The organism is Ructibacterium sp. SJQ-7, from assembly GCF_054696575.1.
Genome location: NZ_CP195193.1, coordinates 813,939 through 833,194, shown reverse-complemented (window position 1 = coordinate 833,194; position 19,256 = coordinate 813,939). Strand labels below are relative to the sequence as shown.

Genomic DNA, 19,256 nt, shown 5'->3' with positions numbered 1-19,256 from the left:
ATGCGTATCACAGACTTACTTTCAAAAGAGAGTATCAGACTTGACGGAGTTTCAAGCACAAAAAAAGAAACCATTCGTGCAATGGCAGACCTTATGGAAAAGAGCGGAAAAATATCAGATAAGAATGCTTATGTAGAAGGTTTGATAAAAAGAGAGGAAGAAAGTACGACGGCAGTCGGCGAGGGTATCGCAATTCCTCATTATAAAGGCAGTGCGGTGACAAAACCCGGACTTGCGGCAATGGTAATCAAAAACGGTACTGATTTTGATTCGATAGACGGTGAGCCGGTAAAGCTTATATTTGCAATCGCCGCACCTGATACAAAAGAAAATGTACACCTTGACGTATTGAGTAAACTTTCCGTTTTGCTTATGGACGAAGATTTTTCACAAAAACTTATTAATGCAAAATCGGTAGAGGAATTTATTTCAATTATAGATGACGCGGAAACTGCAAAAGATAATGCTGAATCAGAACAGGTTACTACATCTGATAAGAAAATACTTGCAGTAACTGGATGTCCGACAGGTATAGCTCATACTTATATGGCTGCTGAGGGACTTCAAAAAGCGGCAGAAAAAGCAGGTTGTGCGATTAAAGTTGAAACAAGGGGTTCGGGCGGTGCAAAGAATGTTCTTACCGAATCTGAAATCGCAGAGGCTGATTGCATAATCGTTGCGGCAGATACAAAAGTTCCTATGGAACGTTTTAACGGTAAAAAGGTAATCGTTACACAGGTAAGTGACGGTATTTCAAAGGCTGATGAACTTATCGCAAAGGCACTTGGCGGAAATGTTCCGATATTTACATCAAAGGAAAGTGATGAGGGTGTTTCGGCTAAGTCGGATAATAAAGAGGGAATCGGTCACAGAATTTATAAGCACCTTATGAGCGGTGTTTCGCATATGTTGCCGTTCGTTATAGGCGGCGGTATTCTAATTGCTATCGCATTCTTGCTTGACGACTTTACTATTGATCCGTCAAACTTCGGTATGAATACACCGATTGCGGCATTTTTTAAAACAGTCGGCGGTGTCGCATTCGGTTTGATGTTGCCTGTTCTTGCAGGATTTATCGCATACTCTATTGCGGACAGACCGGGTCTTGCGATCGGTTTTGTGGGCGGTATGCTTGCCTCAACGGGTAACAGTATATTAGAATTTACAAATAGCTACTCAGGCGGAATTAACGGCTATCTTGCAAACACAGTATTCAATTCATCAGGTACAACTGTTTCGGGATTTTTGGGAGCACTTGTTGCCGGTTTTGTTGCAGGATATATTGTACTATTGCTAAGAAAGATATTCTCAAAACTTCCTGAAAGTCTTGAGGGAATTAAACCGACATTGTTGTATCCTGTACTTGGCGTATTCATTATGGGTGCATTGATGTTGTTCGTATTCAATCCGATTATCGGTGTTATAAACGACGCACTTGCAAACCTACTAAACAGTATGGGTTCAACATCAAAGGTTATTCTTGGTATTGTTCTCGGAGGTATGATGGCTATTGATATGGGCGGTCCTATAAATAAGGCGGCATATGTATTCGGTACAATGTCAATCGCAAACGGCAACTATGATATAATGGCGGCTGTTATGGTTGGCGGTATGGTACCACCTATCGGTATTGCACTTGCAACAACATTCTTTAAAAATCGTTTTTCAAAATCGGAACGTCAGTCGGGTATTACAAACTATGTTATGGGCTTGGCATTCATCACAGAGGGTGCAATTCCGTTTGCGGCAGCCGATCCGCTGCACGTAATACCGGCAACAGCAGTCGGTGCGGCAGTAGCAGGTGCATTGTCAATGGTATTCGGATGTACATTGATGGCTCCTCACGGCGGTATATTCGTATTCCCTGTTGTAGGTAACTGGCCTATGTACTTGGTAGCATTAGCGGCAGGTTCGGTTATTACAATGTTTATGCTTGCACTTTTAAAGAAACCTGTATACAAAGAAAATTAATATATAAAGGAGATAAGTATTATGAAAGAATTTAACTACACAATCACAGATCCACAAGGTATTCACGCTCGTCCTGCGGGTGTGCTTGTAAAAGAGGCGGCAAAATATCAGTCAACAATCACTCTTGAAAAAGACGGTAAGACAGGTGACGCAAAGAGAATATTTGCTGTAATGGGTTTGGCGGCAAAGTGCGGTAATACACTTAACGTAAAAGTTGAAGGCTCGGACGAGGACGAAGCTGCAAAGGCTTTGGAAGAATTTTTTAAGGCAAATCTATAATATTAAAAATGGTGTTGCGAAGGCAACACCATTTCAGCGTGTAGACAAAAGTGTCTACACGCTGGCAGAGGTCGAGAAATTAGTGCGGATTTTGCGAAAATGAACTCGTCGGCGTACGTTTGTACGTTAGAGTTTATTTTCACAAAAAGTGCACAGGCAAGCCGTATATCGAAGATAGGCTTGCCTGTTGCTTTTTATAGCTATAAATTAAACTTTAAAATATAAAAATAATATATTGCACGTTCCGGACAATTTGTCGACAGTCTGAAAAATGGTGTTGCGAAAGCAACACCATTTTTTGTCTATATGTGAAATTTTTTTGATAATGTCAAAACAAGTTCTTTGCCGTCATATAACACAAGAGTTATAAAAGAAATTATGCTCAGTGCAATACATATAACCGACGGAATAAGAATTTTTGTGACACCTGTTATGCACAATATAAACGGTGCAAGTCCGAAAAATATACATATCACAAATGAGAACACATAATCGGGCATTTTAATTTTTAAAATCTTTGTTGCCACGAACAATCCGAGCATTGCCCATGAAAATATTATCGGTATAACGTAATCGACCGACCAGCCGTGCCAACCTGTAAACTTATCCCATATTACGCACAATATTGATATTATAACAGCCTCTGCGGCGATATTCTGCGATATGATTTGGCGTTTCTTGATACATATATTTGTCGTAAGCCAGAAGCATATTACACCGAAAAGTACAAACAACGACCAATGACCGCTTTGGGGAAGAAGTATGTTTACGGCAATGCTTATTATCGAAAGTGACGAAGTGACAAGAATTGCAAATTTAAAAATCTTTTCATATTTTTCGTAAAATGATTGTACTTTCGGAAATTCGTAAGGTGTACTTTCGCCTGTCAGCTTGTTTTGGCACAACGGACAACGCTCAAATTCACCACGCACATCAATTTTACATTTATCACAATGTTTCATTTAATCATTCCTTTCATCGTCGTGTATGTTGGAAGTCAGTTCAACGTCAATACCCCTTGAAGTCAATTCACGGAAAAACCTCATTTCGATATCCGAGCTGATGAATTGAGAAGTAAATCCCAAAGTCAGCTTACCGTCAAACGAGCAAGAACATAATTGAAGTTTGTCGGTGCTGATATACACGTCAAAGCATTTTATAAACTTATTCATATTTTCGGGCATTTTAACTATTCCTATATTTGAAAAAGTTGCCGTGACGGCTCTGCCCGACATTCTGTATGCTATTCTCAAAAAGAAATCTTTCACGACAAGCGGTACAATTCTTGTTATGACATTGTGTTCAACAGCTGAATATGTGTCGATAGTGCCGAGAAGTTTTTCGGCTTTCAGCTTGCTTTTTAGTTGAGTGTTTATAACGTCAACCATTGTTTCAAAATCCTCACCGTGCTTTTTTATGTCATACTGAATATACGTCAGACAGAAAAAGTTTCTTGCCGAAACGGATGGGAAGAAGTTGCGAAGATTTACCGGTATCAGTATTGTAATCGGTTTCTTGCCTTTTGAACGTACAGGCATTTCGTCTATGATTGATTTTATAAGTACCGCAGACAAAAACGCAGTTAAAGTTGCATTGTATTTGTGAGATTCTTCAAGTACTTTCTTTACGTCAACCATACCGTTTATGACTTTTAATTTGTCGTCGGGATATTTTCGTCCTACAATTTTGTATGCAACAGGGTTATTTTCTTGCTTTGAAGAAATTTTGCCGGAATAGTATTTTGAAAAACTGTCATCACTTTTTTGTGTGCTTGATGCGTCATAATCAACTCCGCTGTCTTCAACATTTTCCGCAAGTGTAAGGTAGTTTGATACAAGTGTTTTAAGAAAATTCATCGCACCTGTGCCGTCTGTCAAAACGTGAAAAACTTCGAGATTTATTCTGTTTCTGTAGTAAGTCACTTCAAATAAAAGCTTGTGATTGTTCCTCTGGTATATAAGCGAACATGGGATTTTATATTCTTCGCGTACAATCGGTTTTATATCCGATTCTTCAAGGTAATACCAAAAAAGTCCACGCCGTAATATACTTTTGAAAATATCAAATTCCTCCAATGTATCTTCAGTGGCTTTTTGCAAAAGGTCTTTGTTTACTGTTTTGTATAATTCGCAGGAAAATCTGAATACCTGCGTATCTTTTTTGGACTGCGCCGCCGGAAATATCTTGGCGGCATTGTCAAGTTTATTCCATTCACTTTTCATAAATGTAACCTCATTTCTTATGTCTGTTTTATTATATCACAGTTCAAAAATAATAAAAAGTGTTTTCGACAAAGGTTATCAAAATTTAACAAAGGAAATTTATTACAAATAATAGAAATATAAAAAGATAACATTTATATACAGGAGGAAGAAATATGGAGTTAATGTTAATGGGCAGGTACAGATTGCTGATTATAAAAATTTTCGGCGAACTTGACCAGCATAAAGCGTCGTCGGTAAGAGAAAATGCGGACAGGGAACTTGGCAGAACGGGGGCAGTTAATGTCGCGTTTAATTTTGAAAATGTGACTTTTATGGACTCGTCGGGTATCGGCGTTATTATGGGACGATACAAGACGGTTACGGCACTCGGCGGAAAGGTTATCATATACGGTGCGTCTGATGCGGTGAACAGACTGATTGAAATGTCGGGTATAAAGAGTATCGTAACGGTAGCCGACAACCTTGAAAACGGTGTAAAGGAGGCGGGCATTGATGTACAGTAACATTATGGAAATAAAATTTCCGAACAAAAGCGATAACGAAAGATTTGCAAGGACGGTTGCGGCGGCTTTTGTGCTTGAACTCGACCCGACAGTAGATCAAATTTCAGAAATAAAAACGGCTGTTTCGGAGGCAGTTACAAATGCGATAATTCACGGCTATGATGAAAAAGACGGAATTGTAACGATGTCAGGAAGTATAGAGGACGATACGGTGACTTTTTCCGTATCGGATGACGGAGTGGGTATACCAGATATTTCAAGAGCGAGAGAACCGCTTTTCACAGGTAAACCCGAAATGGAACGCAGCGGAATGGGTTTTACGATAATGGAAACGTTTATGGACAGTATCGAAGTCCAAAGTGAAGTAGGAAAAGGCACACGCATTACTATGACAAAAAAGTTAAAGTAGGTGATGTGTTATGCGAGATAATACTGCTTTGATTGAACGCGTGCGAGAGGGGGACAAGCAGGCAGAAAACAGAATGGTGGAAGAAAATATGGGCCTTGTATACAGTATTGCAAGGCGATTTTTAAATCGCGGATATGATGCGGAAGATTTGACGCAAATCGGCGCGATAGGACTTATAAAGGCTGTAAAGAAATTCAATCCCGAATTTAACGTACAATTTTCTACATATGCAGTACCGATGATAACAGGTGAAATAAAACGTTTTTTGCGTGATGACGGTGCCGTTAAAATAAGCAGAACGTTAAAGGAAAATGCAATGAAAGGCTGGCGGTGTGAAGAACTGTTAAGACGAAAACTGAACAGACAGCCGACAATAAACGAAATTTCAAAAGAAAGCGGAATTGATGCCGAAAGTCTTATCGAGGCGTTCGAGGCGGCAACACCGCCCGAAAGTATTTATGAAAGTGTTTACGATAACGGCGATAAAGAAATTCGCTTGCTTGATACAATTACCGGTGAAGAAATTGAGGACGGAGTTATAAATAAAGTTATGATTGACGATATTTTGAGCCGTCTTACAGAACGTGAAAAAGAAATAATTCTGCTTAGATATTTCAGAGGCAAAACACAATCTGAGATTGCCAAGATAATCGGAGTGTCGCAGGTGCAGATTTCAAGAATTGAGAAAAAAGCAATAGAACGTATAAGAGGAGAAATGCCATAGAAAAACGCACTCTGTAAAGAGTGCGTCAGCGTGTAGACAAAAGTGTCTACACGCTGGCAGAGGTCGAAAAATTAGCTCGGATTTTGCGAAAATGAACTCGTCGGCGTACGTTTGTACGTTAGAGTTTATTTTCACAAAAAGTGCACAGGCAAGCCGTATATCAAAGATAGGCTTGCCTGTTGCTTTTTATAGCTATAAATTAAACTTTAAAATATAAAAATAATATATTGCACGTTCCGGACAATTTGTCGACAGTCTGACGCACTCTGTAAAGAGTGCGTTTTTTTATATTTTATCGTCTGTCTTCCGGTGTTGTTGCAGTCGGTGTGTCTGTTGAAACAGGTGCGACAGTTGCAATGGGTGTATCGGTTGCGGTCGGTGTATCAGTTGAGGTTGGTGTACCTGTAACTGTAGGAACATCTGTCGGTGCCGGTGACGCAACCGGTTTTGTCAAAACGATTTGAGATACAAGTGAAATCGGTTGACTTCCTATGTTCCATACGAATGCTTTCAGCATTTGTGAATCATCGTGTGCGCTTACAGAAACAGGCTCTGTGTACGGAACAGCTTTTAAGCCTATAAGAATGTTATTTTCGTCAAATTCGGCTACGTACAAAATAGGTGTATCTGTTGTTTCGATTTTTTTGTCAACAGATATAATATAAGTTCCGTCATCTTTAGGTGTGATTTTCGATTCGTATGCTATAACAGGTTTCGGTACTTCCGTAACGGTCGGTGTTTCTGTAGGAACAGGTGATTCTGTAACAATCGGTGTTTCAGTTGGTTTAGGTGCAGTTATAATTGTTATAAATGATTCAACTCCGTTCATTAAATTTGTAGTATACTCGGCACACAAATTACCGTCTTTGACTGTGAGACCGAACAAATACGTTTTTGAAATGTCGGGAATTTCCGTATATTCATATATTTCTTTTGCTGTATTTGTTTTTGCGTCAAATTCAAAAACTTTATTCGGTGAGTTAAAATACAATTTTCCGCTATAAGCAACAGTAACATTAAAATGTGATGAATATGCAGATTTATTATCACCGTATACGCACCAATAATATTTTGAAGTATCCTTATAAACTGGTGTAAAAGTATTTGTCGATAAATCTAAAGCGGAAAGTTCATTTTTATCATTGAAACAATAGATTTTTCCATCTAAAAAACTTACAGATCCTGATACGTTATGAATAATTGAATCTTTATAAGTGTCATCTTCTGCTGTTATAACCGGTTCACCATACCAAGTGTTTACGTTCCAAGTGCGGTGAATATCTTGTGCTTCAACATATGATCCGCCGTTTGAATTTGATACCGAAGAGGCTGAAACAGCTTTCAATTCTTCATCGCTCAAAAGAAAATATGTGTGATTTGCAAGTGATGATAAATTCGGTGTAGGGTCATCTGAAGTTAAATCTAAGTTGTACCATTTACCGTCTACTTTTACTTTGTTCCATATATGATTGCACGCATCGCTCGGAACTGTTGTACATTCTATTTCAAAATATTTATTCATGATGTACATAAATAAATATGAATATCCTTGGCAAACGCATTTCTTATCTCTTACTGCCGTGTAAAGATTGCGGTTTTGATAAGACATATCATATTCATAATGAGATGTGATATAATCATGAACAAAAAGCACTTTTTCAAGCTCTGTTGCGTCTTTCGGAACAGATGATACAATTTCATTGCATTCATCATCAATCAATTTTTGAGCTTCCTTTATTTCGTCTTTTTCCATAGTGAAAGGGTCATTGATTATTATTTCCGAAATTGTCTGACCGTCTGCTGTTTTATAAGAAAATTGACGTAAATTGACATAAAACAATTCGGGATGCTCATATTGTATTGCTTTAGGTAAAGAATCAATAAGTTCTTGAATGTTACCCAAAGGAATGTTGTATTTTTGAATATCGGATTCCGTTTTTAGGTTATTTAAGTCTGAAATAATATCTTCAACCGCCGATTTTTCATTTTCGGAAATTTTAACCGAAGTATCGGCGAACATTGTAATTTCTTCATTATTAAAATATCCGCTGTAAGTGTCCTCCGCTATTGCGATTGACGGCGTTATAAGTACTGTCACTATAAGCAAGCATATAAATTTTTTTATATTTTTCATGATACCATCTCCTAAAAATGACTTTTTATATAATATATTATATAACTAATTATATAAAAAGTCAATAAAAATACAAAGCAGGTACAAGTATTATGTAGAAATTGCACAAATAAATGAATAAAATTTAGCATTTTGCATATTGCTCTGTGCGTAGAATTAAATTAAAATTAGTCTTGACAAACTTTTTTAGGTGTGTTACAATATTTACAACGAGCAAAGGTGTTTCGTCCTCATAGGATAGAAGCACCTTTTTTGCATATAAGAAAATTGAGCCTGGCGACAAAATGTCGCCAGCTCCAAAAATCACATCTTACGATGTAATTTTTGAGTATTTTCAGAGAAAAAATCATAAAGTTCCGCCAAAGTCGAAACTTTAGATTTTAAGTCATTTCTGCCGCGCAGGTCGCCAGAAATGATTGAAACTTGAGGTTAGCACCTCAAACTCCCAAGAATAAAGTAGACAAAACCATAAAGGTTTTGTCTTGAGTATATTATATAGCTTTAATTTAGAAAGGAAAGTTCGTTATGTTGACAAAACAAGATATTTTCGATTTGGTTGAAGAAGAGGACGTAAGATTTATTCGTCTGCAATTTACGGATATGCTTGGAACAATGCGTAATCTTGCGATTACAACTTCAAGACTTGAGGACGCACTTGATAATCTTTGTATGTTTGACGGTTCGTCAATTATGGGATTTGTCGGTGTTGAGGAAAGTGATTTATATTTACATCCCGACTTTGACACATTTGAAATTTTCCCTTGGCGACCGCATCAAGGAAAGGTCGCAAGACTTATATGCGATGTTTATAAGCCTGACGGTACACGTCTTGAAAGTGACCCGAGATATATTCTGCAAACGGTTATTAAAGAAGCGGAAGAAATGGGTTACAAATTTAATGTGGGACCTGAATGTGAATTCTTCCTATTTAATACGGACGAACGCGGTAATCCAACGACAGAGCCGCATGACAATGCGGGTTATTTTGACTTGGCACCGCTTGATAACGGCGAAAACTGCCGCCGTGAAATATGTCTTACGCTTGAAGATATGGGATATAAAATCGAGGCGTCACATCACGAAATGGCACCGGGTCAGCACGAGATTACATTCAGATATGACGACGCATTAAAAACCGCGGACAGAATTGTTACATTCAGAACTGTTGTAAAAACTATTGCAAAACGTAACGGACTTCACGCAACATTTATGCCGAAACCTATTGCGGGAGTAAGCGGTAGCGGAATGCACCTTACAATGTCGCTTGAAAAGGACGGTAAAAATGTTTTCTATAATGAAAATGATCCGTCAAAGCTTTCCGATACGGCACATAAATTTACGGCAGGATTATTAAAATATACACCGGATATGGCGTGCTTTACAAATCCAACGGTAAATTCATATAAGAGATTTATACCGGGATATGAGGCACCTTGCTATATTTCTTGGTCGGAAAGCAACAGAAGTTTGCTTGTAAGAGTACCGTCATCGAAAAAGCCCGGTGACGCAAGAATTGAACTTCGTTCACCCGATCCTACAGCTAATCCGTATCTTGCACTTGCGGCTTGCCTTAAAGCCGGTTTGAAAGGCATAAAAGATAATGAAACACTTCCGCCGAGTATTGACGTTAATATCTACAATCTTTCGGATAAAGAACGTGAGGCACTCGGAGTCAAGAGTTTGCCGATAAGTCTTAACGAGGCGATTAAAATTGCAAGAAAGTCCGAATTTATCAGTGAATTGCTTGGTGATAAATTCGCGTCAAGCTATTTTGAAGCTAAGGAAGAAGAATACGGAGAATATCGTCGTACCATAAATCAGTGGGAAATTGAAAAATATTTAATTGCTTATTAATTAAAAACAATTTCCTAAAAAGGAGGGACGGCGGTGGACAGAGTAGTATTGGCTTTTTCAAAAGACGAAACAGCCAACAAAATAAAAATGATGCTTGACGGCAGTGGCTATGATGTTTACACTGTCTGTCACTCAAAAGCAGAACTTTTAAGAACTGTAGCCGATATGGACGAAGTGCTTATAATTATGGGATATAAACTTCCTGACGGAACTGTCGATGATGTTTATGACGACCTTATGGAAGGTCAGAAACTTATGAGCATAGTCAAAGCCGAAAGGCAGAGCAGTATATATAATCAAGATATTTTTGTTGTAACACTTCCTTTGAACAGACAGCTTTTAATAAATTCCGTAGAAACTTTTGTCGGAATTATCGAAAGAAGAAAGCACAGAGCAAAACGTACACCGGAAGAAGAAAAGATAATTCGTGATGCAAAAGCATATCTTATGGAAATACACAGAATGTCGGAGGAACAGGCACATCGATTTATACAAAAAAGAAGTATGGATACAGGTGCGAAGTTTATCGATACGGCAAGAATGATTTTAAATATTTAATGGAGATGAAGTAAATGCAGACATTTAAGTTTTCAAAAATGCATGGTGCAGGAAACGATTACATATATGTAAATTGTTTTGAGGAAAAAGTCGAGAATATAAACGAAACGGCTAAAGCCGTAAGTGACAGACATTTCGGTATCGGTTCGGACGGACTTGTTTTGATATGCCCGTCTGATGTGGCTGATTTCAGAATGGATATGTACAACAGTGACGGCTCACAAGCTGAAATGTGCGGAAACGCAACGCGTTGTGTCGGTAAGTATGTGTACGACAGAGGTCTTACAGACAAGACACAGATTACTCTTGAAACGTTGGCAGGTATAAAAATTCTTGACCTAAATGTTAAAGACGGAGAAGTGCAGACTGTTTGTGTAAATATGGGCAGTCCGGAACTTGTTCCGAAAAATATTCCGATTGACTCAAATCTTGACAGATTTATAAGTGAAGATGTTGAAGTTGACGGAAAGGTTTATAAGGTTACAGGCGTGTCAATGGGTAATCCTCATGCGGTTACATTTATTGATGATACGGACAGTCTTGAAATAGAAAAAATCGGTCCTAAGTTTGAAACGCATAAATTGTTCCCAAAGAAAATCAATACAGAATTTGCACAGATAGTTGACAGAAACACTATAAAAATGCGTGTTTGGGAACGCGGTGCAGGTGAAACACTTGCCTGCGGTACAGGTGCTTGTGCAACAATGGTTGCGGCAAATTTAAACGGTCTTGTTGATGATGAGGCTGATCTTGTACTTTTGGGCGGTACACTTCATATTAAGTGGGATAAAAATGAAAATAAAGTATATATGACAGGTCCGGCAAAGTTTGTATTTGACGGAACAATAACTATATAAGAGCTTGTCGACAAAATGTCGACAGCTCCAAACTGATAAATTTGAACATAGAACAGAAAGGAACAAATAAAAATGGCAAAGGTAAATGACAATTATTTAAAACTACCGGGAAGTTACTTATTCTCAACAGTCGCAAAAAAGGCGGCTGCATATACAGAGGCAAATCCAGACAAAGAAGTTATCAAGATGAGCATAGGCGACGTTACAAAGCCGTTGGCTCCTGCGGTAATTGAGGCAATGCACAAGGCAGTTGACGAAATGGGTACGGCAGAGGGATTTCACGGCTACGGTCCTGAGCAAGGTTATGATTTCTTGAGAAACAAGATTGTTGAAAAGGATTATGCGGCAAGAGGTATTGACGTAAAGGCTGATGAAATATTCGTTTCAGACGGTGCAAAATCAGACTGCGGAAATATTGGTGATATTTTCTCTGTTGACAATAAAGTTGCAGTGTGTGACCCTGTTTATCCGGTATACGTTGATACGAATGCTATGGCAGGCAGAGCGGGTGACTTTACAGACGGTAAATGGAATAATCTTGTATATATGCCTTGCAAGGAAGAAAACGGATTTATGCCACAACTTCCGGAAGAAAAGGTTGATATAATTTATCTTTGTTTCCCAAATAACCCAATCGGTGTTGCGGCAACAAGAGAACAGCTTAAACCGTGGGTTGAATATGCAAAGAAGAATGATGCGGTTATTCTTTACGACAGTGCGTATGAGGCATTTATTACAGACCCTGACGTACCGCACAGCATTTATGAAATTGAGGGTGCAAAAGAAGTTGCGATTGAATTCAGAAGCTTTTCAAAGACAGCTGGATTTACGGGTACAAGATGTGCATACACTGTTGTACCGCACGAATTAAAGGTTGACGGAGTTGAACTTAACGGATTGTGGAACAGACGTCAATGCACAAAGTTTAACGGTGTACCATATGTAATTCAACGTGCGGCAGAGGCTGTTTATACAGACGAGGGATATAAACAGACAAGAGAGGCTGTTGCATATTATCTTGAAAATGCGAAAATTATCCGCGAATCGCTTACAGAGGCAGGCTTTACGGTTTACGGCGGTGTGAATGCTCCGTACATCTGGGCAAAGACACCGAACGGTATGAAATCATGGGATTTCTTTGATAAATTACTTGAAGAAACAGGCGTTGTAACAACACCGGGTTCGGGTTTTGGACCGAGCGGTGAGGGATATGTAAGATTTACAGCATTCTCAACTAAGGAAAATACCATAAAAGCAATGGAAAAAATCAAAGCAATTTTGTAAAATATTTAGTAGACAAAATAAAAATAATGTGCTATAATAAGTTTACACAGGATAACAAAATAATTTTTTGACGAAACAAAGGCGTTTCGATCGGTACATATCAATTTATGGATTGGTATGTTCTGATTGAAACGTCTTTTTTGTTCGGCGGAATACAGCGAAAGGATTGAAAAAAATGGAGTATAATGGATTACCCGAAAAACAGGGCCTTTATGACCCGCAATTTGAGCATGATGCCTGCGGAATCGGTTTTATTGCAAATATCAAAGGAAAAACTTCTCACGGCATTATTAATCAGGCAATTCAGATATTGAAAAACCTTGCACACAGAGGCGGTGTCGGCAGTGAGCCTGATACAGGTGACGGTGCCGGTATTTTAATTCAAATGCCTCATGCCTTCATGAAAAAGGTTTGTAAAAATGAAGGGATTAAGCTACCTAAAAAGGGTGATTACGGCGTTGGTATGCTGTTTTTATCGCCGGATAAGGATACAAGAGAAGAAAGTCTTGAAAGACTTACAAAGATTATTGACGGTGAAAAGCAGAAACTTCTCGGTATAAGAGAAGTGCCTGTTTATGACGTATGTATCGGTAACAGTGCCAGAGAGGCAATGCCGCATATCGTGCAGGTGTTTATCGGCAAAGGTGACGAAAGCCTTGATGCAGATTCGTTTGAAAGAAAGCTTTATATTATCGGCAAGCTTGCGGAAAAGGAAATCAGAAAGAGCGGTCTTGACAACTATTTCTATTTCGCATCACTATCTGCAAGAACGGTTGTATATAAAGGTATGCTTACACCTGATCAAGTTAATGAATTTTACCTTGACCTTAAAGATGTGGATATGGAAACGGCAATCGCACTTGTGCACTCACGTTTCTCAACCAATACATTCCCGTCATGGGAAAGAGCACATCCGAACAGATACATTATCCATAACGGCGAAATCAACACTATCCGCGGTAATGTAAACTGGGTTAAGGCAAGAGAAAGAATGTTCGCAACACCTGAATTTGAGGGTGATATGGATAAGATTTTACCTGTTATCAATGAGGACGGTTCTGACTCCGCAATGCTTGATAACTATTTGCAGTTCCTACATCTTTCTGGATTCTCACTTCCGAGAGCCGTAATGATGACAATTCCTGAACCTTGGGAAAATAATGCGGATATGGACCCTGCAATGAAAGCATTTTATGAGTATCACTCATGTATCACAGAGCCTTGGGACGGCCCGGCGGCTGTTGCATTTACAGACGGACGTTATGTCGGTGCAACGCTTGACAGAAACGGCTTAAGACCTGCTCGTTACTATTTGACCTCTGACGATATGATTATTCTTTCATCTGAAGTCGGTGTAACAGATGTTGACGAGTCTACTATTATAAAGAAAGAACGTCTGCATCCGGGTAAAATGCTCCTTATCGATACAGAAAAGGGCAAGATTATTTCAGACGAAGAAATCAAAAAGGAAGAGGCACTTCACAAGCCGTATGCAGAGTGGGTAAAGAAAACCCTTGTTGAGCTTGACAAGCTTCCTCTTAATACAGATAAAAAGGGAGACACATGGCACGATTTGGTGCATAAATTAAAGGACAACGCAAAAGGCAATGTCAACGAACATTTGCTTTTGAAGAACTTTATCGTTCTTGAAAATATGTTTGTAAATCGTGAAAACAGTGACGATAAACTTTCATTGCTTACACGTCAAAAGGCATTCGGCTATACTTGGGAGGATGTCAACACAACGATTAAATCAATCGTTGAAAAAGCTGACGATCCAATCGGTGCAATGGGTGCGGATATTCCGCTTGCGGTATTGTCGGAAAAACCGCAACTTTTGTATAACTACTTCAAACAACTGTTTGCACAGGTAACAAACCCTCCTATTGACGCAATTCGTGAGCAGATTGTTACTTCAACATACACACTTTTCGGTTGTGAACAAAACCTTTTGACATCATCTGAATTGAACTGTCGTAAGGTCAGAGCATTAAGCCCTATTTTAACAAACGAAGAACTTGCAAAATTAAGAAACATTGACCTTGAAGGATTTAAGTCAATAACAATTCCGTCATTGTTTAACGTAAAACAGGAAAACGATATGGAAACCGCCATGGATACAATATTCGAGGCGGCTGATATAGCAATCGAAAACGGATACAACATAATCATACTTTCGGATAAGGGAGTAGATAAGGATAAAGCACCTATTCCTGCACTTCTTGTTGCATCCGGACTTCATCATCACCTTATCAGAAAAGGTACAAGAATGAAAGTATCTATCGTTCTTGAATCGGGTGAGCCGAGAGAAGTACACCATTTCGCATGTCTTGTAGGTTACGGCGTGAACGGTATCAATCCGTATATGGCATATGAGGCTATTAAGGAGCTTTCGGACGAAAAACTTCTTGAATATTCATATGAGGACGGCGTAAAGAGATTTAACAAGGCTTGTACAAAGGGTATTGTTAAGATTATGTCTAAAATGGGTATCTCAACAATTCAGTCATATCAAGGCGCACAGATATTTGAAGCACTTGGTATATCGGAAAGCGTTGTAAACAAATACTTTACAGGTACAACAACAAGAATAGGCGGTATGGGTATTGAGCATATCCAAAAGGAAGTGCTTTTAAGACACGCAGAGGCTTTTGATAAAGTAAACGGTAAAAAGGCACTTAAAACAGGCGGTGACTATAAGTGGAGAGCAAAGGGCGAATACCATATGTTCAACCCTGAGTCAATCTACAAATTACAAATGGCTTGTCGTACAGGTAACTACAAGCTTTATAAAGAATATGCAAAGGAAATGGACGAACATCAGCAACATCAATGCACAATTCGCGGTATGCTTGATATTAAGACGATTGATAAGCCAATCGCAATAGATCAGGTTGAAAGCGTGGAAAGCATTGTTAAGCGTTTCAAGACCGGTGCTATGTCATACGGTTCAATTTCACAGGAAGCACACGAATGTCTTGCAATCGCAATGAACAGACTTGGCGGTAAGTCAAACAGCGGTGAGGGCGGTGAAAACCCTGAAAGATATATTCCTGATGAAAACGGTGACAGCCGCAGCAGTGCTATTAAGCAAGTTGCATCGGGACGTTTCGGTGTTCATATTCATTACTTGCAGAATGCAAAAGAAATTCAGATTAAAATGGCACAAGGTGCTAAACCGGGTGAGGGCGGACATCTTCCGGGCGGTAAAGTATATCCTTGGATTGCAAAGGCAAGACATTCAACTCCGGGTGTCGGTTTGATTTCGCCACCTCCGCATCACGATATATATTCAATCGAAGATTTGGCACAGCTAATTCATGACCTTAAAAATGCAAACCGTGACGCAAGAGTAACAGTTAAACTTGTTTCTGAAGCAGGTGTCGGTACTATTGCAGTCGGTGTTGCAAAGGGCAGAGCAGATGTTATTTTGGTATCGGGCTATGACGGCGGTACAGGTGCCGCACCAAAGACAAGTGTGCGTCATGCAGGTTTGCCTTGGGAACTTGGCGTTGCCGAAACACATCAGGCACTTTTGATGAACAATCTAAGAAACAGAGTTGTAATCGAAACAGACGGTAAACTTTTGACAGGTCGTGACGTTGCGGTAGCGGCACTTTTGGGAGCAGAGGAATTTGGTTTTGCGACAGGTCCGCTAATCTCAATCGGTTGTGTAATGATGAGAGTATGTAACCTTGATACTTGTCCTGTCGGTGTTGCCACACAAAATCCTAAATTGAGAAAGCGTTTCTGCGGTAAGCCTGAATTTGTTGAGAACTTTATGCGTTTTATCGCACAGGATTTGAGAGAGTGGATGGCTAAAATCGGTGTTAAGACTGTTGACGAAATGATTGGTCACGTTGAAAGACTCAGCCAAAAGACTGTTTCGGGTAACTGGAAAGCAAAAGAAGTAGATTTGTCATCACTATTGTATCAACCGAAAATCTGTTCAAACGATTATGAGAGATACCATAATGAAATGCAGGATCACGAGCTTTACAAAACTCTTGATATGAACACATTATTGAAACTTTGCGAACCGGCGATTAAAGACGGTAAGAAGATTGAGGCAAAACTTGAAATCACAAATATCAATCGTGTAACAGGTACAATTCTTTCATCTGAAATCGCAAGAGCACACGGAGAGGAAGGACTTCCTGAAGACAGCATTAAATTGAACTTTGTCGGAAGTGCAGGTCAGAGTTTCGGTGCATTCTTGGCACCGGGCGTTACAATGAAACTTGAGGGTGACAGTAACGACTATATCGGTAAAGGTCTTTCCGGCGGTAAGATAATTGTTGTACCGCGTAAAGAGGCTAAATTTGTTCCGAGTGAAAACGTTATTATCGGTAATGTTGCATTCTACGGTGCTATTAAAGGTGAGGCATATATCAGAGGTACGGCAGGCGAACGTTTCTGCGTAAGAAATTCGGGTATGACTGCGGTTGTCGAGGGTATCGGCGACCATGGCTGTGAATATATGACAGGCGGTTGTGTTGCCGTAATCGGTAAGACAGGCAGAAACTTTGCGGCAGGTATGTCCGGCGGTATTGCATATGTATATAACAAGGACGGTTCACTTGACAAAAACTGTAACAAGGAACTTGTGGGACTTGAAACATTGTCAGAGAAGGATATTGCAAAGCTAAAGGAAATGCTTGAAAATCACGTTAAATATACGGGCAGTGACGTTGCGGAAAATATGCTTAATAACTGGTCGGAAGAAGTAAAGAATTTTGTTAAGGTAATTCCGAACGACTATAAGAAAGTTATAACTGTTCTTGATGAAGAACTTGAAAAGGGAACAGACAGAGATGAGGCAATGCTTATTGCATTTGAAAATGTAACGGGCAAAAAAGTAGAAATAGCGTAATAAGTTTGATATATCGTTCGGACTTATACAGTCCGAACGGTAACTCTTACAGAAAGGATTTAAAATCATGGGAAAACCAACAGGATTTTTAGAATATCAAAGACAACTTCCTAAGGACAGACCTCCAAAGGAAAGAATGAAAGATTGGGACGAATTCCATACACATTTTGACCTTGCTCAGCTGCAGCTTCAAGGTGCAAGATGTATGGACTGCGGTGTACCGTTTTGTCACACAGGTAAGCAAATCGGAAGAACGTCAATCGGCTGTCCTTTAAATAACCTTATACCGGAATGGAACGACCTTGTATACAGAGGTGATATGGACGAGGCATACAGACGTCTTTCGCTTACAAACAACTTCCCTGAATTTACAGGCAGAGTATGTCCGGCACTTTGCGAGGGTTCTTGTACACTCGGTATGCACGACCCTGCCGTTACGATTAGAAATATTGAGTGCCATATTATAGATACAATGTTTGCGGAGAATAAAGTAAAGCCGAGATTACCTGAAAAGTCAACTGAAAAACGTGTCGCGGTAGTCGGCAGCGGTCCGTCGGGATTGGCTTGCGCAGACCAGCTTAATCAAATGGGTCACAGAGTTACTGTATTTGAAAGAGCCGACAGAGCGGGCGGACTTTTGATGTACGGTATTCCGAATATGAAACTTGACAAGAAAGTCGTAAACCGCAGAGTTGAACTTATGGAAAAAGAGGGCGTTGTATTTAAACTTGACACCGAAATCGGTAAAAATTATCCGGCTGTTAAACTTGTAAATGAATTTGACGCGGTTGTACTTTGCACAGGTTCGACAAAACCGAGAATGCTTACTTGCGAAGGTGCGGACTTAAAGGGTGTGCATTATGCGGTTGATTTCCTTAAGGCTAATACAAAGAGTTTGCTTGACTCAAATCTTGAGGACAGAATGTTCATAAGTGCCGAAGGCAAAAACGTAATTGTTGTCGGCGGCGGTGATACGGGTACAGACTGCGTGGGTACATCAATCAGACATGGCTGCAAAAGCGTTACACAGCTTGAAATTATGCCTGAACTTTCAGAGGAAAGAATGCCGAATAATCCGTGGCCGGAGTGGCCGAGAATCAAAAAGACTGATTACGGTCAAGAGGAGGCTATCGAGCTTTACGGCAAAGACCCAAGAGAGTATCTTACAACGGTTACAAAAATCGAGGGTGACGATATGGGCAATGTAAAGGCTGTTCATACCGTTGAGGTTGATTGGTCAACAGGTGCTCCTGTTCCTGTTAAGGGTACTGAACAGGTAAGACCTTGCGAACTTGTTCTTATTGCAATGGGATTTTTAGGACCTGAACAGGAACTTTTAAAACAGCTTACTCTTGATGTTGACGGAAGAAGCAACATTCTTGCCAAGGAAGAGGACCACAAGACAAGTCTTAGAGGCGTGTTTGCGGCAGGTGACTGTCGCAGAGGTCAGAGTCTTGTTGTATGGGCAATCAGAGAGGGCAGACAGGCGGCTGACGCAGTGGATAAATTCCTGATGAAATAAGTAATACGCGAAAACAGACAAAATTCTTGCGATTTTGTCTGTTTTTTTAATGCGTTTTTTAAA

General features: G+C 39.6%; 14 protein-coding genes. 11 read left to right on the top strand and 3 right to left on the bottom strand.

The window, feature by feature from the left end:
* Together ACSAMO_RS03635 and ACSAMO_RS03630 are read left to right on the top strand one after the other, a co-directional pair.
* Nucleotides 1-1,971 (top strand): PTS fructose transporter subunit IIABC, encoded by a 1,971-nt coding sequence (locus ACSAMO_RS03635; RefSeq protein WP_499209871.1) that lies wholly within the window; start codon nt 1-3, stop codon nt 1,969-1,971.
* A 21-nt stretch (nt 1,972-1,992) separates the two neighbouring features.
* Nucleotides 1,993-2,250, top strand: a complete 258-nt coding sequence (locus tag ACSAMO_RS03630) for an HPr family phosphocarrier protein (RefSeq protein WP_412274243.1) — start codon at nt 1,993-1,995, stop codon at nt 2,248-2,250.
* 302 nt (nt 2,251-2,552) lie between these two features.
* Here the strand turns inward: ACSAMO_RS03630 and ACSAMO_RS03625 are convergent, their stop codons facing one another.
* Both ACSAMO_RS03625 and ACSAMO_RS03620 read right to left on the bottom strand, forming a co-directional pair.
* Entirely contained in the window at nt 2,553-3,212 is a 660-nt protein-coding gene (locus ACSAMO_RS03625; RefSeq protein WP_117964926.1) for a DUF6320 domain-containing protein, read from the bottom strand.
* Nucleotides 3,213-4,472: a hypothetical protein gene (locus ACSAMO_RS03620; RefSeq protein WP_022230173.1), complete on the bottom strand. Its 1,260-nt coding sequence runs from the start codon at nt 4,470-4,472 to the stop codon at nt 3,213-3,215.
* Nucleotides 4,473-4,627: 155 nt separating this feature from the next.
* Here ACSAMO_RS03620 and ACSAMO_RS03615 point away from each other — a divergent pair, with 155 nt between their 5' ends.
* From ACSAMO_RS03615 to ACSAMO_RS03605, 3 genes are read left to right on the top strand one after another with little or no spacing between them, the layout of a single operon-like run.
* Entirely contained in the window at nt 4,628-4,978 is a 351-nt protein-coding gene (locus ACSAMO_RS03615) for an STAS domain-containing protein (protein ID WP_022230174.1), read from the top strand.
* Complete coding sequence (spoIIAB, locus tag ACSAMO_RS03610; protein ID WP_022230175.1) at nt 4,968-5,387, top strand: anti-sigma F factor; 420 nt, start codon at nt 4,968-4,970, stop codon at nt 5,385-5,387. The genes ACSAMO_RS03615 and spoIIAB overlap by 11 nt, the downstream gene beginning before the upstream one ends.
* Before the next feature lie 10 nt (nt 5,388-5,397).
* Nucleotides 5,398-6,111, top strand: a complete 714-nt coding sequence (locus ACSAMO_RS03605; RefSeq protein ID WP_022230176.1) for a SigB/SigF/SigG family RNA polymerase sigma factor — start codon at nt 5,398-5,400, stop codon at nt 6,109-6,111.
* 292 nt (nt 6,112-6,403) lie between these two features.
* Here the strand turns inward: ACSAMO_RS03605 and ACSAMO_RS03600 are convergent, their stop codons facing one another.
* Nucleotides 6,404-8,245 (bottom strand): transglutaminase domain-containing protein, encoded by a 1,842-nt coding sequence (locus ACSAMO_RS03600; RefSeq protein WP_499209870.1) that lies wholly within the window; start codon nt 8,243-8,245, stop codon nt 6,404-6,406.
* 525 nt (nt 8,246-8,770) lie between these two features.
* On the opposite strand from ACSAMO_RS03600, the gene glnA reads away from it, so the two are divergent.
* From glnA to ACSAMO_RS03570, 6 genes are all read left to right on the top strand, one after another.
* Nucleotides 8,771-10,099 carry a type I glutamate--ammonia ligase gene (glnA, locus tag ACSAMO_RS03595; protein WP_147513605.1) on the top strand — a complete coding sequence of 443 codons (1,329 nt, stop codon included), beginning with the start codon at nt 8,771-8,773 and terminating at the stop codon, nt 10,097-10,099.
* A 33-nt stretch (nt 10,100-10,132) separates the two neighbouring features.
* Nucleotides 10,133-10,657 carry an ANTAR domain-containing response regulator gene (locus ACSAMO_RS03590; protein ID WP_022230179.1) on the top strand — a complete coding sequence of 175 codons (525 nt, stop codon included), beginning with the start codon at nt 10,133-10,135 and terminating at the stop codon, nt 10,655-10,657.
* Between the two features lie 14 nt (nt 10,658-10,671).
* Nucleotides 10,672-11,514, top strand: coding sequence for a diaminopimelate epimerase (gene dapF / locus ACSAMO_RS03585; protein ID WP_412613581.1), 843 nt, complete (start codon nt 10,672-10,674; stop codon nt 11,512-11,514).
* A 72-nt stretch (nt 11,515-11,586) separates the two neighbouring features.
* Nucleotides 11,587-12,798, top strand: a complete 1,212-nt coding sequence (locus ACSAMO_RS03580; protein ID WP_117964912.1) for an LL-diaminopimelate aminotransferase — start codon at nt 11,587-11,589, stop codon at nt 12,796-12,798.
* A 175-nt stretch (nt 12,799-12,973) separates the two neighbouring features.
* A complete protein-coding gene (gltB, locus tag ACSAMO_RS03575) occupies nt 12,974-17,671 on the top strand; it encodes a glutamate synthase large subunit (protein ID WP_499209869.1) in 4,698 nt (1,565 codons plus the stop codon).
* A 67-nt stretch (nt 17,672-17,738) separates the two neighbouring features.
* Nucleotides 17,739-19,193, top strand: a complete 1,455-nt coding sequence (locus ACSAMO_RS03570) for a glutamate synthase subunit beta (RefSeq protein ID WP_117964906.1) — start codon at nt 17,739-17,741, stop codon at nt 19,191-19,193.
* Nucleotides 19,194-19,256: the final 63 nt, after the last annotated feature.